The organism is Rhizobium sp. CFBP 8752 (genome assembly GCF_014842035.1).
In the GTDB taxonomy this organism is placed as follows: Bacteria; Pseudomonadota; Alphaproteobacteria; order Rhizobiales; family Rhizobiaceae; genus Neorhizobium; species Neorhizobium soli.
The window spans coordinates 23,026-47,612 of record NZ_JACYUZ010000004.1; the positions used below are offsets into that span (position 1 = coordinate 23,026).

Below are 24,587 nucleotides of genomic sequence, written 5' to 3' on the forward strand. Positions count from 1 at the left end.
ACAACCTGGCTGAATAGGAAAGGGCCCGGATATACCGGGCCCAGATGCGAATTTTACTGCTGTGCCGGTGCCGGCGCTTCTGCACCGTCCTGCATCTTGCTCACGTCCTCGTAGCCCTTCTTCAGGCCCTCATCCATGATCTCGATCTTCTGGTCGGCCTTCGCCTTTTCGATAATGGCGACATACTTGTCGCGCATCACGAGCTGCTTGACCTGGTCTTCGACCTGGTCGAGTGCCGGCGGAGCGGCTTCCCGCTTGTCGATCAGCTTGATGACGTGAAAACCGAACTGGGTCTTGACCGGGGTCTTGGTGTAGGCGCCCTTTTCGAGAGCGAACGCGGCCTGCTCGAATTCAGGCACCATGCGGCCCTGGGCAAACCAGCCAAGATCGCCACCTTCGTCCTTGTTCGAATCCTGCGACTTTTCCTTGGCAATGGCTGCGAAATCGCCACCCTTGTCGAGATCAGCAATCACGGCCTTTGCTTCATCCTCGGTCTTTACCAGGATATGGGCGGCATTGACCTCTTCCTGCTTCGGGATCGACGCGATTTCCTTGTCGTAGCGTGCCTTTACTTCTTCGGGCGTCGTGGCATCGACCACGTGCTTGCGGAAGTAGGCGTTGTGCAGTTCGCGATCGCCGATATAGGCCATGCGCTTCTTGTAGTCCTCGGTGTTACCAAGGCCTTCGGCGGCAGCACCGCTTGCCAGAAGCTTCACGTCGATTGCGCCGGAAAGGGCAGCAACCTTCTTCTGTTCTTCGGGAAGCTGGGCCAGCTGCGGGTCGAGGTTCTGGACCGCGACGTCGAGTTCGGCCTGAGTGATGTTCAGGCTGCCCACCTTGGCGACGACCGTATCGTCAGCGGCGAAAGCCGGGGCCTGGACGAAGATCGCAGCGGCAAGAGCAGCCGATACGAGAAGTTTGTGGCGCAGCATCGAGTTACCTTTCGATTGGTGAACCGGATCCAGAACGTCTGGCACCGGCCGGAAAACCTTCACAAACACCGGATTGTGGCCATTCTGTATCGGCCGTCACCGTTGACATAATTCGGACCCCCTCTTATCTGTCACGCAACTTCGCGTCCAGAAGCTTTGCGGGCGCCACGGGTCGAATTGTCAGAGGCGCCGCCGGCCGACAAGCTCAATCGTGGTCTCGACGAGTGACATCAGGGACTGACATCAGAAAGGGCCATTCGTATGGTCAGCTTTGGCGGCATTGCCCGCAAACTGTTCGGATCTGCAAACGAGCGCCGCGTGCGGGGCTACAAGCCGATGCTCGAGAAGATCAATGCAATCGAGGAAGCCACCAAGGCGCTCACCGATGAGCAGCTCGCCAACAAGACGGCGGAGTTCCGCCAGATGCTGGCAGACGGCAAGACGCTGGAGGATATCCAGATCCCTGCCTTTGCGGTGCTTCGCGAAGCGGCCCTTCGCGTACTCGGCATGCGACCCTTCGACGTCCAGCTGACCGGCGGCATGATCCTTCACGACGGCGCAATCGCCGAAATGAAGACCGGCGAAGGCAAGACGCTGGTGGGAACCCTGCCCGTCTACCTCAATGCACTGTCGGGCAAGGGCGTGCATGTGGTGACCGTCAACGATTATCTCGCACAGCGCGACGCCAGCATCATGAGCCGCCTCTACGGGTTCCTTGGCCTGTCGACCGGTGTCATCGTCCACGGCCTGTCGGACGACGAACGCCGCGAGGCCTATGGCTGCGACATCACCTACGCGACGAACAACGAGCTCGGCTTCGATTATCTTCGCGATAACATGAAATACGAGCGCGGCCAGATGGTGCAGCGCGGCCACAACTTCGCGATCGTCGACGAAGTCGATTCGATCCTGGTCGACGAAGCCCGCACCCCGCTGATCATCTCAGGCCCGCTGGACGACCGTTCCGATCTCTATAACACGATCGACGCCTACATTCCGTTGCTGTCTCCGGAAGATTACGAAATCGACGAAAAGCAGCGCTCGGCCAACTTTTCCGAAGAGGGAACCGAAAAGCTCGAAGGCCTGCTGCGTCAGGCCGGCCTGCTGAAGGGCGAATCGCTCTACGATGTCGAGAACGTGGCGATCGTGCACCACATCAACAACGCGCTGAAGGCCCACAAGCTCTTCACCCGCGACAAGGACTATATCGTCCGCAACGACGAGATCGTCATCATCGACGAGTTTACCGGCCGCATGATGCCGGGCCGCCGCTATTCCGAAGGTCAGCATCAGGCGCTGGAAGCCAAGGAAAAGGTGCAGATCCAGCCGGAGAACCAGACGCTCTCCTCGATTACCTTCCAGAATTACTTCCGCATGTACGACAAGCTTGCCGGCATGACCGGTACGGCGCAGACGGAAGCGGAAGAATTCGGCAACATCTACAAGCTGGAAGTGGTGGAGGTTCCGACCAACCTGCCGATCCAGCGTATCGACGAAGATGACGAAGTCTACCGGACGTTTGAGGAAAAGTTCAAGGCGATCATCGTCGAGATCAAGGCGGCCAGCGAACGCAACCAGCCGGTTCTGGTCGGTACGACCTCGATCGAAAAGTCCGAACTTCTGGCAACCATGCTGCGCGAGTCCGGTTTTGAGAAATTCCACGTTCTGAACGCCCGCTACCACGAGCAGGAAGCCTATATCGTGTCGCAGGCCGGCGTGCCCGGTGCCGTCACGATCGCCACCAACATGGCCGGTCGCGGTACCGACATTCAGCTCGGCGGCAATATCGACATGCGCCTTGAGCGCGAGCTCGAAGGCATCGAGGACGAGGGCGAACGCGCTGCCAAGGAGGCTGCCGTCCGTGCCGAGGTGAAGGTCCTGAAGGGCAAGGCTCTGGAAGCCGGTGGCCTTTACGTCATCGCCACGGAACGTCACGAAAGCCGCCGCATCGACAACCAGCTGCGTGGCCGCTCCGGCCGCCAGGGTGACCCGGGCCGCTCTAAATTCTACCTGTCGCTCCAGGACGATCTGATGCGCATCTTCGGTTCCGACCGGATGGATTCGATGCTGCAAAAGCTTGGTCTCAAGGAAGGCGAAGCGATCGTCCACCCCTGGATCAACAAGGCGCTCGAGCGGGCCCAGAAAAAGGTCGAGGCGCGTAACTTCGACATCCGCAAGAACCTTCTGAAATACGACGACGTCACCAACGACCAGCGCAAGGTGATCTTCGAACAGCGTATCGAAATGATGGATTCGGAAGACGTGTCCGAGACCATCGAGGACATGCGCAACGAAGTGATCGAGGTTCTCGTTGCCAAGCACATCCCTGAGCGGGCCTATGCCGAACAGTGGAGCGTCAAGGAACTGCGCGAAGACGTTGATCGCCTGCTGAACCTTGATCTTCCGATCGAGGACTGGGCGACCGAAGAGGGTATCGGCGAAACCGATATCCGCGAGCGGATCACTGCAGCCGCTGAAGCTTCCGTCAAGGATCGCCGAGAGCGGTTTGGTGCCGACGTGATGAACTACGTCGAACGCTCCGTGGTGTTGCAGACGCTGGACGCCCTGTGGCGCGAGCATATCGTCAATCTCGACCACCTGCGCTCCGTCATCGGGTTCCGCGGCTATGCGCAGCGCGATCCGTTGCAGGAATACAAGGCGGAAGCCTTCGAGCTGTTCCAGGCGCTGCTTGCGAACCTGCGCGAAGCCGTGACCGCCCAGATGATGCGCGTCGAGCTTGTGCAGAACCCCGAGCCGCCGGTACCGCCATCGGTGTTCGAGGAGCATCATTTCGACCCGACGACCGGCGAAGACCAGGTGTCGGGCGCAGACGGCAGCGACTTCATCGCAGCGCCTGCCGATCGTCATCCCGAAGACCAGTCTACCTGGGGGCGCGTCGGCCGCAACGAGCCTTGCCCCTGTGGTTCGGGCAAGAAATACAAGCACTGCCACGGCGCCTTCGAACAGGCCTGATCGGGCAACACCAGTGTTATCGATAGAACGCCGCCTTCGGGCGGCGTTTTTCGTTTGCGGGATCGTCGCCGTCTTAACGTTCGGGTCGGCTGAGCCAACCGTTTCTTAACCCTGCTGTGGCAGATTTGCGAGCATGGCTCCTGTAGCGTAACGAGTATTGCGTGCCCATCATGGCGGTGATCGAAACAGCGGAAAGACTGCTTCCGGCCGGTTTGCGTGCCAGAGTCGCACCGCTGACGGGCAGGATCAGAGCCACTGTGACCGAAAACAGCGATACGGCGCGGGCGCAACGCCAGGCCATGACCGCGTTTGCGATCCGCATTTTCAGCGCCGCTATCGCCTTCCTGTCCCAGATCGTCATGGCCAGGCTGATGGGCGAGTTCGAATACGGGTTGTTCGCCTTCGTCTGGGTGATTGTCATCCTCGTCGGCAATCTCTCCTGCCTCGGCTTTCACACCTCGATCATCCGCTTCATCCACCAGCATTCAGCAGAGGGTGAAAACGGCGAGATCCGCGGCTTGAGCCTTGCCGCCTGCCTTGTCGCGCTCGTCACCTCGACCGTGATCGGCGGCCTCGGCTTTGCCTTTCTCTGGGCGTTCGGCAGCAGCATCGAGCCCTACTACATCGTGCCGGTTTCGATCGCTCTTTTCATCATTCCGATGATCGGCATCGGCGACATCCTCGACGGGATTGCCCGTACCCATGGCTGGACGATATCGGCGCTGGCGCCAACCTACATCCTCAGGCCCATCCTGATCCTCACTTTCATGACGGCAGCCGTCCTGTCCGATGCGCCGCGCGATGCGCAGACCGCCATGCTGGCGGCGCTTGCCGCCACATACGCCACAACGTTTGCGCATCTGACGCAGCTCATACTTCGGCTGAAAGGCAGCTACGGCAATGCATCGCGGCGCTACCGGCTTGGCTCCTGGATCCGATACTCGATCCCGCTATTTGTAGTCGACGGCATCGGCTTCCTGCTGACCAATGCGGACGTGGTCGTGGTCGGCATCTTTCTGCCGCCGGACGATGTCGGGATCTATTTTGCGGCGTCGAAAACGATCGTCCTTGTGCAGTTCGTCTACTTCTCCATCAAGGCGGCCGCCGCTCCCCGTTTCGCCGCCATCATGGCGGAAGGCGACATGACGGCGTTGGCCACATTCGCGGGCCAGACCGTCCGCTGGACCTTCTGGCCGTCGCTCGTCGTCGGGTTGACGACGCTTGCTGCGGGTGAACTGCTTCTGTCGCTGTTCGGCGACGCTTTCACTTCAGGCTATATCCTGATGGTGATCCTGTTTGCTGGCATTCTGTCCAAGTCGCTCGTCGGTCCCGGAGAAGTGCTGCTCAGCATGGCGGGCAGGCAAAAGCTCTGCGTTGCAGTCTATACGGCAACGCTTGCCGGCAGCATCGTCCTCAATGTCGTGCTGATACCACATTATGGGCTGGTCGGTGCGGCGATTGCGACCGCCGGCGCCATGATGATCGAGGCGACGTTGCTGCACATAGCAGTACGCCGCACGCTCGGAATTGTGCTATTCGCTTTTTCCGATCCACTGCCCAGACCCTCGTTCAAGGTTCAATAGACACAATGGCTCTTCCCCCGAACAGGAGCGAGAAGGAATACGATGACGTCACAATGCCGAACGTCGCGTCGCGTCTTCGCGCAGACCGGCCGGATGCCGATACACGGGTAGAAATCGGCCGGCCCGGCCGCGAATTTTGCCTCTATCCGGCAGGTCTCGGTTACGATCTGCAGGAAGAACTCGAATTTTTGTCTCACCGCGCGATGGAGCCCAACATCTTCTTCTCGGCGCGGCTTCTTGCCCCAGCCATGCCGCGAATCGATGACCGTCAGGTGCGACTGGCGCTCATCCGCGACGAAGGCGAAAGCCATAGCCGCCTTCGCCTTTTGATGCCGTTTACCGTGGAGAAACCAGGCTTTGCCATGGGTGCCCCGATCATCCGCGTCTGGTCCAATCCGTTCGGCCCGCTCGGTACGCCACTGGTGGATGCCGAAGATGCGGCCGAAACCATCGACAACCTCCTGGAGGCCCTGACTGCCCGGGAAGCAAAACTTCCCTCCGTTCTCGTTCTGCCGGATGTGCGCTTAGGCGGCCGCTTTGCCCAGCTTGCGCGCGCCGTTGCCATCGGCCGCGACCTGCCCGTTGCCGTCACCGACAGCTTTCGCCGGCCGATGCTGGAAAGCCTTCAGGACGGCGAAACCTATATGAAGGCCTCCGTCTCGCCGCACCACTACCGCGAGATGCAGCGCCAGTGGCGAAAGCTCGGACAGCTGGGAAGGCTTGAATACGCCGTCGCCCGTCAGCCGGAAGAGGTGCGCCAGCGGATGGAGGAATTCCTGGCGCTTGAATCGACAGGCTGGAAAGGCCGCAAGCGTTCGGCCCTGATCAACGACCGTTACCGCGCAGCCTTTGCTCGCGAAGCGATCACCAATCTTGCCGAAGTGGACGCCGTGCGCATCCACACGATCAATCTCGACGGCCGCGCGATCGCCTCGATCGTGATCTTCTTGATGGCCGGCGAGGCCTATACCTGGAAGACCGCCTATGACGAGAGCCTCAGCCGCTATTCGCCCGGCAAGCTGTTGGTCATGAAGCTGACCGACTGGCACCTTGATGATGCCAACATCCTGCGCACCGACAGCTGCGCCGTGCCCGACCATCCGATCATGAGCAGGCTATGGGAAGAGCGCGAGGAAATGGGAACGCTGGTGATCGGCCTTGCCCGCAACAGCGACCGCGACGTGAGACAGGTGGCGACACAGCTTCACCTCTACCGCAACACCCGCAACATGGCGCGTCTGCTGCGCGAAAAGATCCTGGCGATTGCCGGACGCAATGCCTGACATCGCGGTTTGCAGCGATCCGAATAGTTCTTCTTGCATCCGCCGCCGAGGCCATGTTAGAGGCCTTCACCATACCCTCCGTGCCCCATTGGCGGAACTGGTAGACGCGCTCGACTCAAAATCGAGTTCCGAAAGGAGTGCTGGTTCGATTCCGGCATGGGGCACCACGCACTTTTTTGACCATTGTTTTTACAGTGAAATTTGGCCCTAAACGTCCAGAAAACTTAAACTACCTGAAAAAGCTGGACACTTTTGTTCTTATTTTCCCCCCTCGCTCCTTTCATCGATGTCGTCGAACAGGCTGATCGCGCTCTCCGCCAGTAGCCTCTGATTTGCCGCCTTCGTGTATCGAGAGACCTCTTTCGAGGTCGTATGACCGGTCACCGACATGATCTGTTTTTCGGTGGCGCCTCTCTCAGCTAGCCTCGCCGATGCAGATTTTCTCAGTCCGTGCGCGCTGCAATGTGGAAGGCCCGCATCATTGCACTGCTTGCGAAACCAATTGCCGAACCCTGCGGCGGTGAAGCCCTTGTTGAATTCAGTCACGAGGAACGTGAGATCGCCGACCGGCGATGCATCAATGATCTTCTGCAGCTTCGGATGTACCGGGATCTCCAACGTGATCGGCTTCTTGTTCCGGCCTTTGAACTGCGTGAATTTGAGACTGCCGCTGCTGACATGCTGTCGCCCAAACAGGATGATGTCGCTACGGCGCTGGCCGGTGTAAAGCATCAGCGCCAATGCGAGCCGAGGCTTCGTCCCGATCTTGTGCTTCTCCTCAAACTTCGCAATCTCGTCTTCGGTCCAGGAATGATAACCGTCGCCCTGTTGAGCGAAGAAGGACACGTCCCGGGCAGGGTTCGTCAGCATCAGTTCGACGTCGCTTTTGCACGCCCATGCGAATATCGCACGCAGCGCCTTAATCCGACTGTTCGCCGCCTGAGGTTTCTCCGCCTTGCGGTCCCTTAGAACGCGGACAGCTTTCGCCGTGATGGCAGCGATCGGCATGTCTTCGAATAGCCGGCTGCTGTCCTTCTTCAGTGGTTCGGCCCATATGTGCTCGATGATCAGTTTGCGGACGTGGCGGGTTCTCTGTTCCAAGCGCCTGTATTCGGCCGACTGGAAGTATTGCTCGCAGAGCCAACGAAGAGAGTTCTTCGTGGATAGTTTTGGCCCCCTCGCCTCTTCGGCGATAGTGCCGTTCATAGCGGTATAGTAAGCCTCGTTGAACTCGTCGCTGCCCGGTACGCCTGGTAGCCGGATCTTCTTCTGGCCGCGCTTTCGGAAATAGAAGCGCAGCACGCCATCCGTGCGATCCTCAATCACATACTTCTTTGCGAACTTCTTCGGCATCACACTTCCACTGACCAGTCGTCGGCGTCGTCAGGATCTCCACCGGGCAGACGCGTAAACGCCCGGTCAAGCGCCACGCGGTCCCATATCGTACGGGCGTTCGCTCTCTTTGGCTTAGGCATTCTGCCATCACCAACCATTTCATCAAATAGGCTGGAAGAAACCCCAATGTACGCGGCTGCCTGCTCACGTGCCAAACCGCGAGGAGGCAGTGAGATTGGCAGAACCTCTACGCGCTGCGCTCTCATCTTTCCTCACCTTCATCATCTCGGGCGAGCGTCGTTGACGGCTCGCCCGAAGCAGTCCATGAGGTACGTGCTTCAAGTTGTGAGAGACGAGAAGTGGTCGGCAGGCTTGCTTCCTTCAATAGTAGTGAGCCTGCCTCCTTCGCCTGGGGTGCTGGTGGCAGACCGAAGACCTGTTCATAGTGCTGTCGGTATGTGATCGGGTAGGTTCCCGGGATCTTCTGGTCAATTATGCCCCGCTCAATGGCGAGCTTGCAGTTCAGATAGGTGGCCTCTCGCATGGCCTGATCGTAGGTATCGAAAGCGCCGTCTGCTTGCCGCAGCGAAGAGGCGACAAACCATTCTGCACCTTTCACGACAGCGTGTTTTCCCACCGTCACATGATCCTGCGGTGCTAGGGCCGCGTTATGGGCGAAGCTCTCCAAGAGAGCCCGCAAAGCGGAGCGCGTCGAGGTTTTCTTGTCTTCGTCCGCTTTCGGCCAATTGAAGTAGAATGCCTCGCATGCAGCATCCACAGCATCGTCGGTCACGTGCAAATTCGGCAGGGCGGCAGGGTTTATGTCGGCTTTTGAGGAGTTCAACTTGACGTTGGCATTAGCGATAGATGAAAGTAATCGGACACAGCAGTCAGGAGATATCCTTTGGCCAAGATTACATTCACAGACTCCAGTATCAGCGATAACGGTATCGGTCTTGTCATAAATGGAGATTACGAAGTCGAAATGGTTCGGAGTAAGGTGGATAGAAATGGCGTCGCCGTGCTTGCCAATAGTGGGATAATAATTCCCGTAGAGCTTCTGGCCGTCATCAGAGATGCCATCAACGAAACAAAGGCTGATAATGGCACTCAAGGAGACGCTGTCGAGAAGGTTTCGAGGATCGAGGCGCTCAGGTCGTTCCTTTTGACGAACGGTATACCTCTGGCTGATCTTTCCGTCGCTATCGCAGGCCTGGTCCATCAACTCCAATAATGAAGTCGTTTGGGGCGGTGCCTCGCCCTTCCTGCGTCGGACCATAGCGATGACCTCGTCGAGATCGTCATCGGTCAGGCAGAAATCGGCATTCGGCTTGCCTGGCGCTCGGACTAGAACAGTGATCTTAGAACCACTTTTGAAGTTGGTGAGGATCTTATCCATGCAGTCCGCTACCCGCTGAGTGGCTTCGTGAATGCTCACTGCTGTGTCCTCCGCTCTTTCGGGAAAATCTTGTCCATTGCCTTCCGCACGTGATGAGCGATGCGCTCGTGATCTCTCATCTGGACAGCCGTGAGGAGGTCGGCGCCGCCGATCTCCATGAGGGCGTTCTCTCGACCATTATGGAACTCGTCAGTGCGGATCTCTTCCTGCGTGTTCAGCTCCGACAGGAGCAACTGGATGTCCTTCACGTCATCTTCGGTAAGAACGCGTCCGGCCGAAAATTCATACACCCTGAAGAATGGCCAGCTTTCGAGATCGTCGTCAGCCATTGTCCGAGCCCTCCGTGGTGGCGAGGGCAGCGCGGCGCTGAAGCTCGGCGGCAATCTTCGCCTCCGCAGCTTCTCGTGTCGGCTCGTCAGCCTCAAACTCGTCGTCGCTGTCTGCGTCTTCTGCCGGATCGAGAAATCCGTAGTACCGAGTTTCAACGATGCCGCCGCGCGAATAACCAAAGACGTCGCCGGGTTTTACGTCGCAGTTCTCGGCGATCTGCCACGGGCCATCAGCGCAGGCTTCGGATGACGTATCGTCCTCCGGCCAGTACCAGTCGCAGCCTGCGAGCATCTTCCGCAGCCGATCGTTCTCGGCCATCAAGCCGTCGATGACGTTGTTCTGTGCTGCCAAGAGGCCTTGTGCGTGCGGGTCAAGCAGCGCCACATGCGTCTGGGGTGGTGGGATTGTCAGGGCAGCGACAAGCGCTTCATGCGTAAGCTCGAAGCCGGCACCCTTTCCGCTCTCGTCGAAGATCCGCGGCTCCATGACCTCGCGGTAGAGGTACGTGCTGATCTTGCCGTCCGGTATCTCGTCGCCGGTTTCGAGATCGACGACCGGCGAACCTTCGAGGCATTCCGCATGGCATGTGCCTTCGGTGATGTCGTCAGCGCAGACGTCTTCGAGCTTGAACGGCACGGAGCAAAGTGGGCAGCGATGGATGTCGTCAGTCATGGTTCTGAACCTCTTGGCAGACGAGAGCAGCCCTGCGCGCTTCCCATTGGCGCAGGACGTTTCGTTTGCGGGTGACGAGTTGAAGGTGCTCCTGCTCGGGCCGCACGCAGAGACGGTTTCGGCAGTAGTGGTCGATCTCTTTCTTGCCGGGAATGTAGCCGTGCTCATTGGTCCACATGACCAAGTGCACTGCGACCGTCTGCCCGCCTAGAGACATGCGAGGATATCCGGCGCCTCGACCTTCCCTGCCTGATGTCGGGCCAGTCCAAGTCCAGCAGCCGGTGCGATCGTCGATCTGGACACGGGCCATAACCTTCTCGCGGATCTGATCTCTTCTGCTCATGCTAATTCCTTCCATTCGCGGAAGCGTCCGAGTAAGACGTCCCAGCGCTTGGCGGCGGCAGGGTGCGTATTGAGTTCCGAGCGGGATTCGATTGCCAAGACCTTGCGGACACCGGTAGCGAAGCGCTCGCGGTCGTCGGACGGGATGCCGTGCTTTTGCAGCATGAATTGCTTAAACTGCGTGTCCTCGCAGATCCTGCCGCATTCCTTGGCCAAGTCCGGTCGCGGCTGCTCCTGAAGCTTCTGCAGCTCGCGGATCTTCCTGAACGCCTCCGCCAGCATGCGGAGCAGGAACAGAATGTCGGCGTGCGCGTGCAGGAGAAAGTTGCGGTCCTGATAACCGCACTCTGCCGTCAGCGTCACAAGGGCGATCGACGGCTGAGTAGGTAGCAAGCGAGCCGTCAGCTGCTCGCCATGACGGGTGCTGTCAATCGCTCTCCAGTCCGTGCTCGCCTCGCCGTGGCGCGCGCGGATGGTGTCCAGCCGCTCTTTGTCCTGAGCGCGCCCCATCAATCCAAACTCCGGCAGGATGCGAAGTCAAAGCCGGCAAGATCATTGACGGCCGATACGACGAGCGCAGCGATCATCAAAACTTTGGCGTTGTCGCGCATGCCGTTGCTGTCGACCGTCAGCACGTCGGCGCCGTCATCGTCGAGGATCACGCCGACGTCCTCTTCGGACAGACGCAAGGGTAGTTTGACGTCCTGGTCGGCGAAGGCTGCTCGAACTGCATTGGCCGCTGGAAGGTCCTTCACGTTCAGGCCCCCCGCTGCGCCAGGCGCGATAGAAGAAGGTCGCGCAGCGGGCGGTCTGCCTGGAGGCATCCGCTAAGGGTCAGCGCATGAAAAAGCGCGGCCTCAAGCGAACGCGTGCCTTCGACGATGGACGCCTCGTCGCTCGCGCGGTCGGACAGCATTCCAAACCTGCCTGCGGCATCGTTCAGATTGACTGCGACTGCGCCAAGCTCGCGCTGGAAGAAGGATGACGGACGGATCTCAACGGCACGCGGTGCGGGGCGGACTGGCAGGCGTAGGATGGTCGCGCTCATACCGCCTCCCACGCATAGCGTGTTTCAAACTCTACGACGCGCTGGCCGGCTAGTGCAGCAGCGGCGCACATGCCGATGATCGAGATCACGACGGCGAAAGCGATGGTGAAACGCGTTGGAAGATATTCGAGGCGGGCGCGTCCCGATCCCGTGATAGCGATCGTTGAAGGACGAACACCCAGATCATCGACGATGAAGGTCGCGTTACGCCGTTCGGCAGCGTGGCGGCGGACGATCTCCGCTTCCACTTCCAGCCGCATCTCAATCGCGATTTCAGCCGATATGCCCCAACGTTCATCGCTGGCGATTTCAGCTGTCCAGAATGCAAGTTCTCCGTCCAGCTGCACTATCGTCATCTGTGACAATGGCAGTGTTGTGGGCATTTGCTGAGGGTTTTTGACGGCTGACATTGTGGCCTCCGATCCGTTTCGGATGCCGTCTGCGCGGCTCACGCCGGGGGTACGCAGACGGGCACCGAAGCGGATCAGGCGGCGCGCTGGGCCGGAACAGAAACGCGCCGCTGATAGGTGCTGGCGGCGACAGCGTAAGCGCGAGCATCGTCAGCAACGTCGTTCAGCTGGCTGGCAGTGATGCCGAGACTGTTCTTGAGATCGCTCTCGGTGCAGCCTTCGCCAAGGCGGCGCATAGCCTCGCCGACGCAGGCGATCTGCTCTTCGCGGTTGCGGCAAAGCGGATAAGCGTTGTGGTTTTCAAAGCGCATGTTGTTCTCCATCCAGATGACGCGCGGTTAACCGCCGATGGAGAACAGGGTTGCATAACTTGCAACTTATGTAAAGCTAGCACGTTGCAAGTTGTGCAACTTTTCTATTGGCTGCTTGCAACTCTACGCTCGCAGTCCTTAGGTATTGCGCTGACCCTGAAGAGAGTTGCTGGATGATCCGGAGCTTGTTTAATGCCAATCCAGCTGATAGCCCCGCGCTGGCTGCGAAGATACAATAGCCATGCGCCTGGAAAGTTTTGTGCAGGTGACTTCAGCGCGCGCACTTGCGAAGCAGGTAGAGGGTGTCCTCGGATTGATCTGCGTAGGCTTTCATTAAAGGCAGCATCTTCTGCCTGAGGTCTTCCATTTTCAGGAATGCCTCACGCTCTTGCCCGGTGAACATTTCCGCAGCCTTCGATGTATCGGCTTCAGCCATGCTGTTGTAGAAACTACGCATTCCAGAACCGACCGCTTCCATCGGCTTTGCCATAGTCTGACAATTCTCGCGGCTTGTTGCCTCTGCACTAGTTGCCACTCCAACTAGTCCAAGTATCATAGCTAACCTGGCGACATTCATCTTGCTCTCCCACGCACCATTAATTCGATTGCGGCTAAGCCGTTGTAGAACGGCATCCGCGTATCATCCCTCAGTTCCTGTTCGGCCCTGATCAAACATTAGCTTCAACACGTTGATGGCCTTCTCTTTTTGTTCCTCAGTCTTGTCTTGAAAGAACTGAGTAAGCCAATCGTCCTCTGGACTACGAAAAAGGCCATGCACATCGGTTTGAAATAAGGCTGCGAGCCGATCAAGATAATCAGCCTTCGGCAAAGTTCCATCGAACCACCGAGATACAAGGCCTTTATCTACGCCAAGCTCCCGGACGATGTCCGCTTGCTTCATCTGACGCTTCTCTGCCCACTCCGGGATAAAGTGAATCCGGTGCGGCGTTTTTTGTGAATGGATTGTGGGCACGTTGCTCATGTTGCAACTTTAATCAAAACCCGGAAAATCTGCGTTAGCCTCGTATGCAACAGTGGCTCTTGTAAATAGTTGCAACTTATGCAACTCATGCTGTTATGGAAACGAAATCTCCAATCACATCCTTCCGCGAGGTCCACGGCTTTATGTCGCTGGAGGCCTTCGGCGCGCTTTTTGTTCCGCCCGTAAACAAATCGACCGTGCTGCGTTGGGAAAAAAATGGTGTTTCTGCAGAACGGGCAGCTGAGTTGGAGCGAGTCACAGGAATTCCTCGGTCTGATCTTCGCCCTGATCTCTTTCTGCCTTTCTCGGAGGCAGCCGAATGATGCACCTCCTCCACTTCCCTCCCGGTGGCGGTTTCTCCTCCCGTCCCGCCACCAAACACCGCGCGGCGCAGGTATCGCGTTCACGCCGCGCGGCACCTCGGCCGGAGCAGACCCTGTCTGGCGGACCGTTCCGGCCGATTTCTTTTCTTGAGCTTCGTGCATGCGGTCCCCCGTGATCTGATGCGCTGAACATCTCACTTTCGAATGCTTCCCACGATGGGAAACGCGCGGGACTTTTCCCGGCGCGGGAAAACTGTGTCTGGAGAAACCCCATGCAGGATACTTTGACGAACGCCTGGTTCCATCAGCTGAAAGCCGCCAATCGTCTGTTGATTAAAAAGAACGGCGGCATCGAAGCTGCGGCGGAAACCTGCTCACTTTCGAAAAGCCAGGTCGGCCGCTGCAATGCAGATTCCGACACTGAGCTGCTGCCGATCCCGGCCGTGTTGCGGCTTGAAGCCGAATGCGGCGACCCCTGCGTCACACGGGTTATGGCCGGTCTGCACGGCTGCAAGCTCACAGACCCGGAAGAGAAGAACCGCGACGGCACGTGTCTGGTGCGCGGCTCCCTCGCGATCGGCGCTGCGGCGAACGAGTATCAGCGCAACGCTTCCATCGCCTATTCCGACCTTCAGGTGAGCGCAGCGGAAGCGCGGCAGGGCATGCGCGATCTCGAGAAGGTTGTCGAGGAAGCGACCGAACAGATGCGGCGGTATGCCGGGATTGTCGCCAAGGGCGGAGATGCTTCTCCGGCTCTGAAGATCGTCGGCGGGGAATGATTCCATGGCCCGCACCGCGTTCAAGCTTGTCGGCGTGATGATCAACGTGCCTGAAAAGGCGAAGACGACGCTCGATCGGCAGGCGGCGGAACGGGGTGTTGCCTCGTCGATCTGGGCTGGACAGGTATTTGACCTCGGCTTTGCTGCGGTCTGCGCGCGCGAGAAGGGTATGCCGGTCACTGACGCGGATCTCGACGCGATCGTCGGCGCCACGCTGCTGCTCTGGGAGCGCGGCGAATGGGATAGTGCATCGATAGCCAAGGGGCTTGGTGTCTCGGAGGCGACTGTCTCGCGCGTTCTCGACGGCTGGCGCAGCTATCGGAGGGCGTCATGACCGTAGCCCCGATGTCGCAACGCTTCGACGACCAGCTGCAAAGATCGCAGCTCCGGAACTTCCGTGCGTTCGCGAAGTATCACGACGGCCTCAATGCAGGTGACTTCTCTGACGGCGTGCAGCAACGCGACGAGGCTGCGTATGAGCGCTATGTGCGCGCCTTCATTGAAGGTGGCATCTGCTGGCGCGATCCGAACGCGAGGCGACCATCATGACTGAGCTTGCGATCCGTGACAGCTCGGAACTGGTTGCCCGCATAGAGACGGCGCGCGCGCTGCTGGATGCCGGCGATGTCGAGCGCGCTCTCAAACTCTCCTCGGTGGCCTATGATCAGGCCAAGGCTGTTGCCGGTTCTGCGGAACGTGTGAAGACCTCGCGCGACCTGGTCGACAAGGCGCGGCGCATGCAGGCGGAAGCGCTGAAGATCGAAAGCCTCTGCTATGTCGCGATGGCTGACGCCGTCGACGATGCGCAGGCGAAGGGCGAGCTTTCGCGCGGCGGGCGTCCGAAAACCGTTTCCAGCGAAAACAGTTTTACACTTGACGAAATTGGTGTCGATCGCCAGCAGCTGCACGCAGCTCGCAGCCTGCGCAGTGCCATCGAAGCGGAACCGGGGTTCGTCGATCGCGTCGTCGAGGTTCGTCTTTTGGAAGGACTGGAGCCAAGCCGCGCGGCGCTGAAGAATGCCGCTCGGCATGCGATCGGCACTAAAACGGCCACGAAAGAAGATCGCGGTGACGATCTATATGAGACGCCAATCGAAGCAATGCGCACATTGCTGGCGTTGGAAAGTTTTGGTCTTAATGTGCTTGAGCCCAGCGTAGGACGTGGCGCCATCTCGAGACCGCTGGAAGACGCAGGCTATGAGGTCACGATATCTGATCTTGTCGATCGCGGAATTACGACCCGACATGGCGAGTGCCAAGGTGTTGGGGATTTCCTGACATCGATCGCTGTCGACGGCGGCTGGGATATCGTCACAAACCCTCCATACGGCGTGGCGAACGCTTACGCTGCGCATGCGCTACGCGAGCATCGTCCTCGCAAGATGGCGCTTTTGCTGAACCTGAATTTCCAGTGCGGCTACGAAGACGCAGATCGTCGCTTCGTGATGGATGAGAACCCGCCAAGCCGGATCTATGCCTTCGCGCATCGTTTGCCGATGATGCACAGGGACGGCTGGGAGGGAAATAAAGCGTCCAGCCAGATGAATACCGGTTGGTTCGTGTGGGAGCGAAACGAAGACGGGACATATGGCGACGGCCATCCGCGTCTAATCCGCGTTGTCTATGACAATTTTGAGCATTCAGAACCTCTGACTCCTGGAGCAGGCGGGAATGTTTCGCCGCTGCGCTTCGATGCGCCGGATGAAGAGTTTGCTCGCACGACGCCTCGCAAGACGCTGGAAGAGCGCTGCGACGAAGAGACGGCGCGCGCGCTGGTGTGGATGGCAGAGAGCCCGGGCTTTGACGCGGGACAGCTGCGGCGCGGCATTGGTGTTCGGCCGTCGGTTGCCGATGCGCTGATCGCTGACCTCGCAACCAAAGGGCTGATCTGGGCCGGCAACGATGATGACGGGTGGCGGATCTCTACGGCTGGAATGACTGCACTCAACGCCACGGCTGCGGTGCTACTCGGCGCGACACTCGACGAGGTGGCGGCATGAACCCTGACTTTTCCCCGGCCATGCTGCGCGGCTTCGTCAATGCGCGGATCCAGATGGCCGGCTTTCGCGCGGCATTTCCAAACGAACGCAAGAGCGCCCGCCGCAAGGCACTGAGCTTCGACGAGGCCTGCGCCGCTGAGCGCGCTCAACTCATTCGCCGTGCGGACATCACACCGGAGCAGCTGGAGCTGGTCCTGTCCGGTCGCTGCATTTCGCCGGCGCCGCGCGAGCGGCTGTGGAAAGCGCTGGACGCGGACCCCGGCCGGTTCGGCATCCGCCTCGTCGGCATGACAGAACAGGAGATTGTTCGATGATCCCCGAAATCGATCGCGACCGTTTGGCAATGGACACACGCGACTGGCTGAGGTCGACAGGCCTTTCGACGCGCAACGCCTCATCTGCGCATGACGGACTGAACCCGGCGATGATCTCACGCGCGTGCAGCTGTCAGGTTTTGTCGGCAGCAAGCCACCTCGCGCTGTGCACGGCGATGGGTGTCGATCCTTCCGACTATCTCGTCTTCCATGATCGAGGCCAGCGAAATCAGGCTGTTACAGCATCTGCGCAACGTGAAACACCGAGGGCGGTCCCGTGAACCCAATCCTCGATATTCTTGCGGAAATGCAAAACGACCGGGCTCGGGCTGCGTGGCTTTCGACCATTCCGCTCGGCGTCATCCAGCGCGACCACGCCGACATTGCGGCTGTCCTCGGAGCTGCCGGTTTCTCCGGCGGGTTGGCCTATCTCGCGGCACTCGTCGCTCACGTCAATTCGGTGCGGCTGGAGGACGGGTCGATCCCGTTCGAGACGCGCCAGATCACGGACTATTCCCGCAAGCTGATGTGGGGCGCCGTGAAGCAGGGGGAAATGGTGGAATGAGCATCATGATCATGAGCCGCTTGTTTCGCATGGAGCTTGGCGGCTGCAACAGGAAGCTCCTGGCGGTGCGGCTGGCGGATTTTGCAGACGACGAAGGTCGTGGCATCTATCCAGGCGTACCGAGGCTTGCGAGAGAGACGGAGCTTTCAGAGCGCACCATTCAGCGCATTCTTTCGGAGTTCGTGTCCGAAGGTATTCTCGTGATCGTCCAAGAAGCGACAGGCCGGCGCGGACAGGCAACGCGCTACGACTTCGATCTTCCACGGCTTTTCGCCTTCAAGCCTAAAGCAACGGGTGACAGCGTGTCACCCGTTGCAACTGACGTCACGGGTGACACTGCTGCAGCCAGGGGTGACACCGGCGACGCTGACGGGTGTCACGGTGTCACCCTAACCGTAATAGAACCATTACCTAACCCTAAGACAGGTGCGCGGGACCGCGCCCCGGCAGAGGGAGGAATTGCAAGATCTGATCGAAAAAGGATAGAGCGCGAATTCGTGCTGTGGTTCGCTATCTGGAAGAAGGGCGATGTCGGGTTCGCTCGCAACAGCTGGTTTGCGCTTTCCGACGATGAACGGGCGGAATGCACCGATAGGACACCGGCCTATCTCCGCTGGGCAAAGCCATCCGACATCATGGCCGGTGCGGTTTACTTGAAGAACCGTCATTGGCGGGATGCGCCTGCCGAAGCGTTGGCGCCGATGCAGCACAACCCGTTCAGTCGGGCATGGATGGCCTTTCGGCTTGCCGAGCTACTGAAACCGATGGCGACGGCGTGGCCCGCGCTGACAAAGTTCCAGCGCATGGAGGCTTCCAAGAGCGCCAACGACGCCAAGGCCGTCGAGATGGAACGACGGCAGAAATACGGGTGGCCGCGCGTCACCGCACTCCACGATATGAGAGCGGCAATCGTCCCACATGGCTTGGTCGCCGTCTCCGAAGGCTTCGAAAAGGTGCATTGCGACAGCGGCCTGGCCAAGCGCTGGCAGGCGCTGCATGAGCGACAGGGATGGCCATGGGTTCCCCAGACCGGACACGAGTGGCTGTACTTCCCGCCATTACCGGAAGGCATCGCAGATCATGATGAGGCGGTGGCTGCTGCCCTTCGGGAGTTCCAGAAAAAGCTGATCGAGAGGCGGGATGATGATGCAGCATAAGAAAGACGACTTCGCTTTCCGCATTCCGGTTGCTCATTACGACAAGCTGGAGCGCGCTGCTCAAGACACCAAGATCCGGATTGATCGCCTGTCGATGGCTTCACGATCGACAACAGAACGAATCGCATCCGATTATCCGAACCTAAAGGCGGCTTGGTATTGCTTGCGAGTGGATGCCAACTGCGAGTTTGCTGTGGAAAAGCGACTGACAGATAGCGATGTCGCGACGCTGGTGGTCAAGTCCAGTCCATCGAAGATCGTGAGGCGTGGACGGGTTCGGATGGTACCGGCAAGGCCCGTCATTGTCGGATACGTGCTTGTGCATTGCCTCCCGATACCTTCCGCAATCATGGGGTTGCTGGGAGTAAAAGGGGTCAACGGTGTCGTTGGAGGAGCTGTTTCACCATGGAGGGCAGATGCTGAGTCAATCAATCGATTCAGAGCGATGGCTGATGCTGGCAAGTATGATCACCGTGTCCCGGCCAAGTACGACTTTCTGGTTGATGAAGAGGTGCGAGTAAGCGACGGGCCGTTCGCCTCCTTCCCTGGAACGGTCAGGGCGATCGACTTCGAAAAGTTCAGGGTGAAGGTCGATGTGATGATATTCGGTCGTTTGACGCCCGTAGATTTGGATATTGCGCAGATCGAGAAAGTATGAGAGTCATTTCCCCATTGGACGATCCTGGATCCCTTGTGTGGGCTTTTGAGTTGGTGGCTTGATCACCAGCAAACAGGTTGAGAAACCTGGAGCTGCTTACCGGCAGGACCCTTTCCTGAAGCGCCTCATGTTCGAGGCACCGATTCAGGACAAGTGCTACAGCTATGAAATGATGAATGATGAGGCGGCCAGCAGGTCGCCTTTTGTCGTCTTAGAGTATGCCTCGTCTCAAGTCCCTGCCACCTCGACTGACATCGATGCCACCTCGTCTTGGCCGTGCTGTCGGTGATGAGAAGGCCAGACTGAGAGAGCGCGAGATCAACACGCCGAACCGCAGCTGGTATCACAGCGCACGGTGGAAGAAGCTGCGGCTCAAGGTTTTCGAACGTGACAGCTACACCTGCAAGCAAACCTCAGCGATCTGTGTCGGCACACATCCCGCTCCTAACAGTCCAGTGTGCGACCACATCAAGCCGCATCACTGGGACGAGCAGTTGTTCTGGGACATCGACAACCTGCAGACCGTGACCAAAGCCTACCACGACAGCGAGAAGCAGAAGCAGGAGCGGGCACAGCCCGGTTGGTGAGATGGCAACAGCGAATGTCGATGCTGGTGAGGTCATGAGCAGCTTGACCCTGACGTTCACACTGACGCGCACCTATCGTGCTCGCATGTGGATCGGCACCCGTCTGATCCTTCTCGCAGGCTTGATCCTTGGTACATCGATGGTGATCGTCGAGGCGGACGATGACCAGGCCGAGGCCTGACCTCACCCCATCGACCGGGAGGGGGGGTCGAAAGTCTGCAGCCCCTCTGCCTCCTGCACCCGCGTCCCCCTCACGTAGAGATTTTTTTCGGATGAGCGAGATATTTGACCTCTTCGGCCACCCCATTCCGGACTGGAAGGGGAAGCGAGGTCGCCCGCCTTATGAGGCGACCGAGAAAGATCGCAACAAGATCAAGCTGTTGCTGGCGCTCGGTTGGTCCATCGATCGAATGGCAAACGGGATTGGCATCTCTCCGGCCACGCTGAAGAGGTATTTTAGAGCCGAGCTGAAGCAGCGTGATGCCATGCGTGACAGACTGGACGCGCGACGTTTCGAGATTGCGATGGAGCAGTCGAACGCCGGCAACGTCACTGCACTGAAGGAACTCGGCAAGATGCTGGACAGCAACGATCGCATGGGCCTGGACAGCCGGTTGCGTGATGCGCAGCAGAAGCGAGCAGTGGTGAAGGATGACGCTGCGCCGCAGGGCAAAAAGGAAGTCGCGAAAGCGGCTGCGAAGACGGCCGGTGAGGACAGCCACTGGGGCAATGACCTTCTACCAGGTATGGCAGGGAAACCGAACTGATGGATACGGCATGGATGCCGGCCACCGCCTGGTCGACCGCCGTCCCGGACTGGAAAGAACGCATCCGGCTACAGCATTCGCTGATCCCGGATCTTCCGCTCTTCGACGAGGTCGCCGAGAAGGCGCTCCGGATCTTCAAGCGCCTGCGCGTTCCTGATGTAATTGGCAATCCGACTTACGGCGAAGCCTGCGACGAGTGGGTGTTTGATATCGTCCGGGTCATCTTCGGATGCTACGACCCGGAACTGAAGCGGCGCATGCTGCGCGAGTTCTTCCTCCTGGTGCCGAAGAAGAACGGCAAGTCGTCCATCGCCGCTGCCATCATGGTGACGGCCGCAATCCTTAACGAACGGCCTGAAGCCGAGCTGTTGCTGATCGCTCCAACCAAGACGATTGCCGGGATCTCGTTTAAACAGGCTGCCGGGATTGTTCGCCTGGATGCAGAGCTTTCCAAGCTCTTCCACATCCAAGACCACCTGAAGATGATTACCCACCTCAACACGCTTGCGGTGATCATCGTCAAAGCTGCAGCAGCGGACGTCATCACCGGGTCCAAAGCAACCTACATCCTGATCGACGAGACGCATGTTTTTGCCACCATGGCGAAAGCGGCGGACATCTTTGTCGAAATACGGGGTTCTCTTGCAGCGCGTCCGGACGGGTTCCTGGCGCAGATCACAACACAGTCGAAAACGCCGCCTACCGGCGTCTTCAAGGCTGAGCTGAAAAAAGCTCGCGACGTTCGGGACGGCCTTTTCGCATTCCCGATGTTGGCTGTTCTCTACGAGCTGCCGCCGGAGGACGCCGTCGATGGCGGATGGATGCGCCGCGAGCGGTGGGGCTTGGTCAATCCAAACCTCAATCGCTCTGTCGACGAAGATTACCTTGCTGGCGAGATCGCGACGGCTATGCGCGAGGGGCCGGAGAAGCTGGCGCTGATCGCGTCGCAGCACTTCAACGTCGAGATCGGTCTCGGGCTGCACGCTGATCGATGGGCCGGCGCGGATTATTGGCTCGCTGCAGCTGTTCCAGGCATGACGCTGGATCGGCTGCTTGCCGACTGCGACGTCGCCGTCGTCGGCGTGGACGGTGGCGGTCTCGATGACTTGATGGCGATCGCTGTCATCGGCCGGCACAAAGAGAGCCGCAACTGGCTGCACTGGGGTCGGGCGTGGGCGCATGAAGACGTGTTCCAGCGCCGTCAGGAAATCGCCCCGCGCCTTCGCCAGTTCGAAAAAGAAGGCGACCTCGTCGTCTGCAAGGAAGTCGACGACGATGTGAAAGAGATCGCAGACATCTGCGAACGCATTCACGCTTCGGGGCTGCTGCCAGAGCGTGCCGGGATCGGTCTCGACTCCTACGGGATTGCAACCCTGCTCGATGTCCTGGCGGAACGTGGGCTCGAAGGCGATCTTACTCTTGCTGTTGGTCAGGGCTGGAAGCTGCAGTCCGCGATCACGACACTGCCGCGCAAGCTTAAAGACCGGACGATGGTCCATTGCGGTCAGCCACTTATGGCTTGGGCTGCTGGTAACGCGAAGACCGAGCTTCGCGGCTCCAACTATCTGGTCACGAAGCAGGCCGCAGGCTCTTCGAAAATTGACCCGCTCATGGCGCTCTTCAATGCCGCCATGCTGATGTTTCTCAACCCGGAAGCCTCCGGCCGCTCTGTCTATGAGACGCGCGGAATAAGGATGATCTGAGCCGATGGGCATCTTGGATTTGTTTCGCGGTAAGGCCGCGGCAGTGACAGCGTCTCAGCCGCGCGCAGAGGCGAGCGGCGGGGCTGGTTTCGTCTCGCTGGACGATCCATTGGTGGTCGAGTACCTGCGCACCGGCATGATGACGGCGAGCGGCTTTACAGTGAACCCGGAAACAGCTCTGCGAAACCCGTCAATGTTTCGTGCCGTCAGTCTCATCTCAAACTCGATCGGGATGCTGCCGCTCCATTTGATCGAACAGAAAACGAAGGAAAAAGCCAAGGCCCATCCCCTCTACCGGATCTTGCACCGCAAGCCGAACGGGTATCAGAGCGCTTTCGATTTCCGGGCGTCGATGCAGATGAGAGCTTTGGTTCATCGGAACAGTTACGCGCGCATCCTGCGCTCGACTGACCTGCGGACCGGTAAGCCAACGATCATCGGCTTGATCCCGCTTGAGTCGAAGCGAATGACCGTCACGCTGAGCCCCAGCTGGCGCATGGACTATGTGTACCAGCCGGTATCTGGACCTCGGGTGCGCTATCAGGCGGAGGAGATATTCCACCTTCGGGGCGCATCGCTAGATGGCCTCAACGGCTTCTCGCTCGTCGAACAGGCAAGGGAGGCCATCGGGCTTGCGCTTAGCGCTGAATTAGCCGCTGGCCGCATGTTCAAGCACGGCACTTTGGTTGGCGGAGCACTTTCGCACAAAGGGACACTGTCCGATCCCGCCTTCGAACGCCTCAAGGCAAGCCTTGCGGAGAAGGAAGGGGCTGACAACGCTGGTAAGAACCTGATCCTCGAAGAGGGGATGGAGTGGAAGGCGTACGGATCGAACGCAAAAGACTCGCAGATGACGGAACTGCGCAAGCTCCAGGTCGAAGAGATCGCCCGCATATCAGGCGTGCCTCGACCCCTGCTGATGGTGGACGAAACGAGTTGGGGCTCCGGTATCGAGGCGCTGGGGCAGTTCTTCGTCGCTTATGCGCTCAATCCTTGGTTCGAAGCCTGGCAGCAGGCGATCGAGCGTTGCCTCCTCGATGAAGACGAAGCCGAGATCTACGAGGCGAAGTTCAATCCAGGTGCCCTTCTCAGAGGATCACTTAAAGAGCAGGGCGAGTATCTCTCCAAAGCCCTCGGCGCCGGTGGCCATCAGCCCTGGATCCACTACGACGAGGCTCGCGACACCATGGATCTTCCTGCGCGCGAGAAGCCTATCAATCCCATGATGAACCACAACGGCGGGCCACCGCTTGAGGGAGAAGGTAATGAGAACGCAGCGTAGTCGCTTCTTTGCCAAGATGCCGGCCATAGAAGAGAAGTTCTCTCGGCCGCAGGGTTTCAAGTACGAACCGGATCAGCCCCTAGCCGCTGCCTTTCGGGCGCGCTCCGGGGTTGAGAGCGGCGACCGGCCAACGATCAGCATGTTCGATTTCATCGGCGACGAAGGATTCTCCGACGCGCGGATGGCTGCGGCGCTGCGGACCGTCGGCGCAGATACCGATGTCACGGTCGAAATCAACTCGCCAGGTGGCGACTATTTTCAGGGTGTCGCGATCTTCAACATGCTGGCTAGGCATCGCGGCAAGGTGACCGTCCATATCATGGGCATCGCGGCCTCCGCAGCGTCACTGGTTGCCATGGCTGCTGACCGCGTCCTGATCCCGTCTAACGGCGAGATCATGATCCACAAGGCTTGGGGCATCACGGTAGGCAATTCCGACGATCATTCGTCGACGATCGAAACGCTGAAGCACCTCGATCAGGCTATGGCTGAGACCTATGCAAAGCGTGCCGGTCGTGAACCGGCTGAGATGCTGCGCATGATGGCAAAGAACTCTGGCGACGGAACCTACCTCCGCGGCCAGGCCGCCGTTGATATGGGTTTGGCCGACGCACTTCTCGATATTCACGCTCAGGCGCCGGTCTACGCCGAAACGGCTGGTGATCTCCCGGAATCCCTCCGGGGCTGGGATAAGAAATTGGCTGAGGGCGGGAAACTAACCAAAGCCGAGCGCAGATCTCTGTTCAACGACATTCGCGGCACGCAGGACGCTGTCGCACCCGCCATGCAGGACGCTGGCGTTCTCGCGAGCCTTCAAGCTCTCGCATCCACCATTTCAATCAACGATTAGGA

Annotated in this window: 32 protein-coding genes and 1 tRNA gene; 19 read left to right on the plus strand and 14 right to left on the minus strand. The window is 59.1% G+C overall.

The window, feature by feature from the left end:
* Positions 1-53 precede the first annotated feature (53 nt).
* Positions 54-932, minus strand: a complete 879-nt coding sequence (locus tag IFT59_RS18610; RefSeq protein WP_192087780.1) for a peptidylprolyl isomerase — start codon at positions 930-932, stop codon at positions 54-56.
* A 261-nt stretch (positions 933-1,193) separates the two neighbouring features.
* Here IFT59_RS18610 and secA point away from each other — a divergent pair, with 261 nt between their 5' ends.
* From secA to IFT59_RS18630, 4 genes are all read left to right on the plus strand, one after another.
* Positions 1,194-3,905: a preprotein translocase subunit SecA gene (gene secA / locus IFT59_RS18615; protein WP_192087781.1), complete on the plus strand. Its 2,712-nt coding sequence runs from the start codon at positions 1,194-1,196 to the stop codon at positions 3,903-3,905.
* Between the two features lie 170 nt (positions 3,906-4,075).
* The gene (locus IFT59_RS18620) at positions 4,076-5,488 is read left to right on the plus strand and encodes a lipopolysaccharide biosynthesis protein (protein ID WP_192088077.1); all 1,413 of its coding nucleotides are present in this window, start codon (positions 4,076-4,078) and stop codon (positions 5,486-5,488) included.
* Positions 5,489-5,541: 53 nt separating this feature from the next.
* Positions 5,542-6,771: a GNAT family N-acetyltransferase gene (locus IFT59_RS18625; RefSeq protein ID WP_244631559.1), complete on the plus strand. Its 1,230-nt coding sequence runs from the start codon at positions 5,542-5,544 to the stop codon at positions 6,769-6,771.
* 82 nt (positions 6,772-6,853) lie between these two features.
* Positions 6,854-6,938 (plus strand) — tRNA-Leu (locus IFT59_RS18630).
* Positions 6,939-7,029: 91 nt separating this feature from the next.
* On the opposite strand, the gene IFT59_RS18635 is transcribed toward IFT59_RS18630, so the two are convergent.
* The 13 genes from IFT59_RS18635 to IFT59_RS18690 form a co-directional block, all read right to left on the minus strand.
* Complete coding sequence (locus IFT59_RS18635) at positions 7,030-8,124, minus strand: tyrosine-type recombinase/integrase (protein WP_192087782.1); 1,095 nt, start codon at positions 8,122-8,124, stop codon at positions 7,030-7,032.
* The gene (locus IFT59_RS23155; RefSeq protein WP_113110265.1) at positions 8,124-8,372 is read right to left on the minus strand and encodes a hypothetical protein; all 249 of its coding nucleotides are present in this window, start codon (positions 8,370-8,372) and stop codon (positions 8,124-8,126) included. Before IFT59_RS23155 ends, IFT59_RS18635 begins: the two co-directional genes overlap by 1 nt.
* Positions 8,369-9,505, minus strand: a complete 1,137-nt coding sequence (locus tag IFT59_RS18640; RefSeq protein ID WP_192087783.1) for a hypothetical protein — start codon at positions 9,503-9,505, stop codon at positions 8,369-8,371. Before IFT59_RS18640 ends, IFT59_RS23155 begins: the two co-directional genes overlap by 4 nt.
* A gap of 35 nt (positions 9,506-9,540) precedes the next feature.
* Entirely contained in the window at positions 9,541-9,834 is a 294-nt protein-coding gene (locus tag IFT59_RS18645) for a hypothetical protein (RefSeq protein ID WP_192087784.1), read from the minus strand.
* Positions 9,827-10,507 carry a hypothetical protein gene (locus IFT59_RS18650; RefSeq protein WP_192087785.1) on the minus strand — a complete coding sequence of 227 codons (681 nt, stop codon included), beginning with the start codon at positions 10,505-10,507 and terminating at the stop codon, positions 9,827-9,829. Before IFT59_RS18650 ends, IFT59_RS18645 begins: the two co-directional genes overlap by 8 nt.
* The gene (locus tag IFT59_RS18655; RefSeq protein ID WP_192087786.1) at positions 10,500-10,850 is read right to left on the minus strand and encodes an HNH endonuclease signature motif containing protein; all 351 of its coding nucleotides are present in this window, start codon (positions 10,848-10,850) and stop codon (positions 10,500-10,502) included. Before IFT59_RS18655 ends, IFT59_RS18650 begins: the two co-directional genes overlap by 8 nt.
* On the minus strand, positions 10,847-11,359 hold the full coding sequence (locus IFT59_RS18660; protein ID WP_192087787.1) for a hypothetical protein: 513 nt from the start codon (positions 11,357-11,359) through the stop codon (positions 10,847-10,849). The genes IFT59_RS18655 and IFT59_RS18660 overlap by 4 nt, the downstream gene beginning before the upstream one ends.
* Positions 11,359-11,604, minus strand: a complete 246-nt coding sequence (locus IFT59_RS18665) for a hypothetical protein (RefSeq protein ID WP_249407651.1) — start codon at positions 11,602-11,604, stop codon at positions 11,359-11,361. The genes IFT59_RS18660 and IFT59_RS18665 overlap by 1 nt, the downstream gene beginning before the upstream one ends.
* Before the next feature lie 2 nt (positions 11,605-11,606).
* On the minus strand, positions 11,607-11,897 hold the full coding sequence (locus tag IFT59_RS18670) for a hypothetical protein (protein ID WP_192087788.1): 291 nt from the start codon (positions 11,895-11,897) through the stop codon (positions 11,607-11,609).
* Complete coding sequence (locus IFT59_RS18675) at positions 11,894-12,307, minus strand: hypothetical protein (RefSeq protein ID WP_192087789.1); 414 nt, start codon at positions 12,305-12,307, stop codon at positions 11,894-11,896. The genes IFT59_RS18670 and IFT59_RS18675 overlap by 4 nt, the downstream gene beginning before the upstream one ends.
* Before the next feature lie 74 nt (positions 12,308-12,381).
* On the minus strand, positions 12,382-12,618 hold the full coding sequence (locus tag IFT59_RS18680) for a hypothetical protein (protein ID WP_192087790.1): 237 nt from the start codon (positions 12,616-12,618) through the stop codon (positions 12,382-12,384).
* A gap of 271 nt (positions 12,619-12,889) precedes the next feature.
* Positions 12,890-13,108 carry a hypothetical protein gene (locus tag IFT59_RS18685; protein WP_192087791.1) on the minus strand — a complete coding sequence of 73 codons (219 nt, stop codon included), beginning with the start codon at positions 13,106-13,108 and terminating at the stop codon, positions 12,890-12,892.
* Positions 13,109-13,258: 150 nt separating this feature from the next.
* Entirely contained in the window at positions 13,259-13,600 is a 342-nt protein-coding gene (locus IFT59_RS18690) for a helix-turn-helix domain-containing protein (RefSeq protein WP_192087792.1), read from the minus strand.
* Between the two features lie 595 nt (positions 13,601-14,195).
* On the opposite strand from IFT59_RS18690, the gene IFT59_RS18695 reads away from it, so the two are divergent.
* The 15 genes from IFT59_RS18695 to IFT59_RS18765 all read left to right on the plus strand — a co-directional run bounded on the left by IFT59_RS18695 (position 14,196) and on the right by IFT59_RS18765 (position 24,585).
* Complete coding sequence (locus IFT59_RS18695; RefSeq protein ID WP_062454304.1) at positions 14,196-14,702, plus strand: hypothetical protein; 507 nt, start codon at positions 14,196-14,198, stop codon at positions 14,700-14,702.
* 4 nt (positions 14,703-14,706) lie between these two features.
* Positions 14,707-15,036: a hypothetical protein gene (locus tag IFT59_RS18700; protein ID WP_192087793.1), complete on the plus strand. Its 330-nt coding sequence runs from the start codon at positions 14,707-14,709 to the stop codon at positions 15,034-15,036.
* Positions 15,033-15,251, plus strand: a complete 219-nt coding sequence (locus tag IFT59_RS18705) for a hypothetical protein (protein ID WP_192087794.1) — start codon at positions 15,033-15,035, stop codon at positions 15,249-15,251. The genes IFT59_RS18700 and IFT59_RS18705 overlap by 4 nt, the downstream gene beginning before the upstream one ends.
* A complete protein-coding gene (locus IFT59_RS18710; protein WP_192087795.1) occupies positions 15,248-16,702 on the plus strand; it encodes a hypothetical protein in 1,455 nt (484 codons plus the stop codon). Before IFT59_RS18705 ends, IFT59_RS18710 begins: the two co-directional genes overlap by 4 nt.
* The gene (locus IFT59_RS18715) at positions 16,699-17,016 is read left to right on the plus strand and encodes a hypothetical protein (protein WP_192087796.1); all 318 of its coding nucleotides are present in this window, start codon (positions 16,699-16,701) and stop codon (positions 17,014-17,016) included. The genes IFT59_RS18710 and IFT59_RS18715 overlap by 4 nt, the downstream gene beginning before the upstream one ends.
* Positions 17,013-17,297, plus strand: coding sequence for a hypothetical protein (locus tag IFT59_RS18720; RefSeq protein ID WP_192087797.1), 285 nt, complete (start codon positions 17,013-17,015; stop codon positions 17,295-17,297). Before IFT59_RS18715 ends, IFT59_RS18720 begins: the two co-directional genes overlap by 4 nt.
* Positions 17,294-17,581, plus strand: a complete 288-nt coding sequence (locus tag IFT59_RS18725) for a hypothetical protein (protein ID WP_192087798.1) — start codon at positions 17,294-17,296, stop codon at positions 17,579-17,581. Before IFT59_RS18720 ends, IFT59_RS18725 begins: the two co-directional genes overlap by 4 nt.
* Positions 17,578-18,738, plus strand: a complete 1,161-nt coding sequence (locus IFT59_RS18730) for a helix-turn-helix domain-containing protein (protein WP_192087799.1) — start codon at positions 17,578-17,580, stop codon at positions 18,736-18,738. Before IFT59_RS18725 ends, IFT59_RS18730 begins: the two co-directional genes overlap by 4 nt.
* Positions 18,722-19,396, plus strand: a complete 675-nt coding sequence (gene nusG, locus IFT59_RS18735; protein ID WP_192087800.1) for a transcription termination/antitermination protein NusG — start codon at positions 18,722-18,724, stop codon at positions 19,394-19,396. Before IFT59_RS18730 ends, nusG begins: the two co-directional genes overlap by 17 nt.
* A 257-nt stretch (positions 19,397-19,653) precedes the next feature.
* The gene (locus IFT59_RS18740) at positions 19,654-19,983 is read left to right on the plus strand and encodes an HNH endonuclease (RefSeq protein WP_249407652.1); all 330 of its coding nucleotides are present in this window, start codon (positions 19,654-19,656) and stop codon (positions 19,981-19,983) included.
* A gap of 34 nt (positions 19,984-20,017) precedes the next feature.
* Positions 20,018-20,164: a hypothetical protein gene (locus tag IFT59_RS18745; protein WP_162759436.1), complete on the plus strand. Its 147-nt coding sequence runs from the start codon at positions 20,018-20,020 to the stop codon at positions 20,162-20,164.
* 91 nt (positions 20,165-20,255) lie between these two features.
* On the plus strand, positions 20,256-20,750 hold the full coding sequence (locus IFT59_RS18750; protein ID WP_192087802.1) for an AraC family transcriptional regulator: 495 nt from the start codon (positions 20,256-20,258) through the stop codon (positions 20,748-20,750).
* The gene (locus tag IFT59_RS18755) at positions 20,750-22,453 is read left to right on the plus strand and encodes a terminase large subunit (RefSeq protein ID WP_192087803.1); all 1,704 of its coding nucleotides are present in this window, start codon (positions 20,750-20,752) and stop codon (positions 22,451-22,453) included. The genes IFT59_RS18750 and IFT59_RS18755 overlap by 1 nt, the downstream gene beginning before the upstream one ends.
* Positions 22,454-22,457: 4 nt before the next feature.
* Positions 22,458-23,735 (plus strand): phage portal protein, encoded by a 1,278-nt coding sequence (locus IFT59_RS18760; RefSeq protein ID WP_192087804.1) that lies wholly within the window; start codon positions 22,458-22,460, stop codon positions 23,733-23,735.
* Positions 23,719-24,585 carry a head maturation protease, ClpP-related gene (locus tag IFT59_RS18765; RefSeq protein WP_192087805.1) on the plus strand — a complete coding sequence of 289 codons (867 nt, stop codon included), beginning with the start codon at positions 23,719-23,721 and terminating at the stop codon, positions 24,583-24,585. The genes IFT59_RS18760 and IFT59_RS18765 overlap by 17 nt, the downstream gene beginning before the upstream one ends.
* Positions 24,586-24,587 lie beyond the last annotated feature (2 nt).

What these genes read in the sequence shown, in the direction of transcription:
- IFT59_RS18610 (WP_192087780.1), bottom strand. Translation starts at nt 932, where the DNA reads ATGCTGCGCCACAAACTTCTCGTATCGGCTGCTCTTGCCGCTGCGATC.
- secA (WP_192087781.1), top strand. Translation starts at nt 1,194, where the DNA reads ATGGTCAGCTTTGGCGGCATTGCCCGCAAACTGTTCGGATCTGCAAAC.
- IFT59_RS18620 (WP_192088077.1), top strand. Translation starts at nt 4,076, where the DNA reads ATGGCGGTGATCGAAACAGCGGAAAGACTGCTTCCGGCCGGTTTGCGT.
- IFT59_RS18625 (WP_244631559.1), top strand. Translation starts at nt 5,542, where the DNA reads ATGCCGAACGTCGCGTCGCGTCTTCGCGCAGACCGGCCGGATGCCGAT.
- IFT59_RS18635 (WP_192087782.1), bottom strand. Translation starts at nt 8,124, where the DNA reads ATGCCGAAGAAGTTCGCAAAGAAGTATGTGATTGAGGATCGCACGGAT.
- IFT59_RS23155 (WP_113110265.1), bottom strand. Translation starts at nt 8,372, where the DNA reads ATGAGAGCGCAGCGCGTAGAGGTTCTGCCAATCTCACTGCCTCCTCGC.
- IFT59_RS18640 (WP_192087783.1), bottom strand. Translation starts at nt 9,505, where the DNA reads ATGGATAAGATCCTCACCAACTTCAAAAGTGGTTCTAAGATCACTGTT.
- IFT59_RS18645 (WP_192087784.1), bottom strand. Translation starts at nt 9,834, where the DNA reads ATGGCTGACGACGATCTCGAAAGCTGGCCATTCTTCAGGGTGTATGAA.
- IFT59_RS18650 (WP_192087785.1), bottom strand. Translation starts at nt 10,507, where the DNA reads ATGACTGACGACATCCATCGCTGCCCACTTTGCTCCGTGCCGTTCAAG.
- IFT59_RS18655 (WP_192087786.1), bottom strand. Translation starts at nt 10,850, where the DNA reads ATGAGCAGAAGAGATCAGATCCGCGAGAAGGTTATGGCCCGTGTCCAG.
- IFT59_RS18660 (WP_192087787.1), bottom strand. Translation starts at nt 11,359, where the DNA reads ATGGGGCGCGCTCAGGACAAAGAGCGGCTGGACACCATCCGCGCGCGC.
- IFT59_RS18670 (WP_192087788.1), bottom strand. Translation starts at nt 11,897, where the DNA reads ATGAGCGCGACCATCCTACGCCTGCCAGTCCGCCCCGCACCGCGTGCC.
- IFT59_RS18675 (WP_192087789.1), bottom strand. Translation starts at nt 12,307, where the DNA reads ATGTCAGCCGTCAAAAACCCTCAGCAAATGCCCACAACACTGCCATTG.
- IFT59_RS18680 (WP_192087790.1), bottom strand. Translation starts at nt 12,618, where the DNA reads ATGCGCTTTGAAAACCACAACGCTTATCCGCTTTGCCGCAACCGCGAA.
- IFT59_RS18685 (WP_192087791.1), bottom strand. Translation starts at nt 13,108, where the DNA reads ATGGCAAAGCCGATGGAAGCGGTCGGTTCTGGAATGCGTAGTTTCTAC.
- IFT59_RS18690 (WP_192087792.1), bottom strand. Translation starts at nt 13,600, where the DNA reads ATGAGCAACGTGCCCACAATCCATTCACAAAAAACGCCGCACCGGATT.
- IFT59_RS18695 (WP_062454304.1), top strand. Translation starts at nt 14,196, where the DNA reads ATGCAGGATACTTTGACGAACGCCTGGTTCCATCAGCTGAAAGCCGCC.
- IFT59_RS18700 (WP_192087793.1), top strand. Translation starts at nt 14,707, where the DNA reads ATGGCCCGCACCGCGTTCAAGCTTGTCGGCGTGATGATCAACGTGCCT.
- IFT59_RS18705 (WP_192087794.1), top strand. Translation starts at nt 15,033, where the DNA reads ATGACCGTAGCCCCGATGTCGCAACGCTTCGACGACCAGCTGCAAAGA.
- IFT59_RS18710 (WP_192087795.1), top strand. Translation starts at nt 15,248, where the DNA reads ATGACTGAGCTTGCGATCCGTGACAGCTCGGAACTGGTTGCCCGCATA.
- IFT59_RS18715 (WP_192087796.1), top strand. Translation starts at nt 16,699, where the DNA reads ATGAACCCTGACTTTTCCCCGGCCATGCTGCGCGGCTTCGTCAATGCG.
- IFT59_RS18720 (WP_192087797.1), top strand. Translation starts at nt 17,013, where the DNA reads ATGATCCCCGAAATCGATCGCGACCGTTTGGCAATGGACACACGCGAC.
- IFT59_RS18730 (WP_192087799.1), top strand. Translation starts at nt 17,578, where the DNA reads ATGAGCATCATGATCATGAGCCGCTTGTTTCGCATGGAGCTTGGCGGC.
- nusG (WP_192087800.1), top strand. Translation starts at nt 18,722, where the DNA reads ATGATGATGCAGCATAAGAAAGACGACTTCGCTTTCCGCATTCCGGTT.
- IFT59_RS18740 (WP_249407652.1), top strand. Translation starts at nt 19,654, where the DNA reads ATGCCACCTCGTCTTGGCCGTGCTGTCGGTGATGAGAAGGCCAGACTG.
- IFT59_RS18745 (WP_162759436.1), top strand. Translation starts at nt 20,018, where the DNA reads ATGAGCAGCTTGACCCTGACGTTCACACTGACGCGCACCTATCGTGCT.
- IFT59_RS18750 (WP_192087802.1), top strand. Translation starts at nt 20,256, where the DNA reads ATGAGCGAGATATTTGACCTCTTCGGCCACCCCATTCCGGACTGGAAG.
- IFT59_RS18755 (WP_192087803.1), top strand. Translation starts at nt 20,750, where the DNA reads ATGGATACGGCATGGATGCCGGCCACCGCCTGGTCGACCGCCGTCCCG.
- IFT59_RS18760 (WP_192087804.1), top strand. Translation starts at nt 22,458, where the DNA reads ATGGGCATCTTGGATTTGTTTCGCGGTAAGGCCGCGGCAGTGACAGCG.
- IFT59_RS18765 (WP_192087805.1), top strand. Translation starts at nt 23,719, where the DNA reads ATGAGAACGCAGCGTAGTCGCTTCTTTGCCAAGATGCCGGCCATAGAA.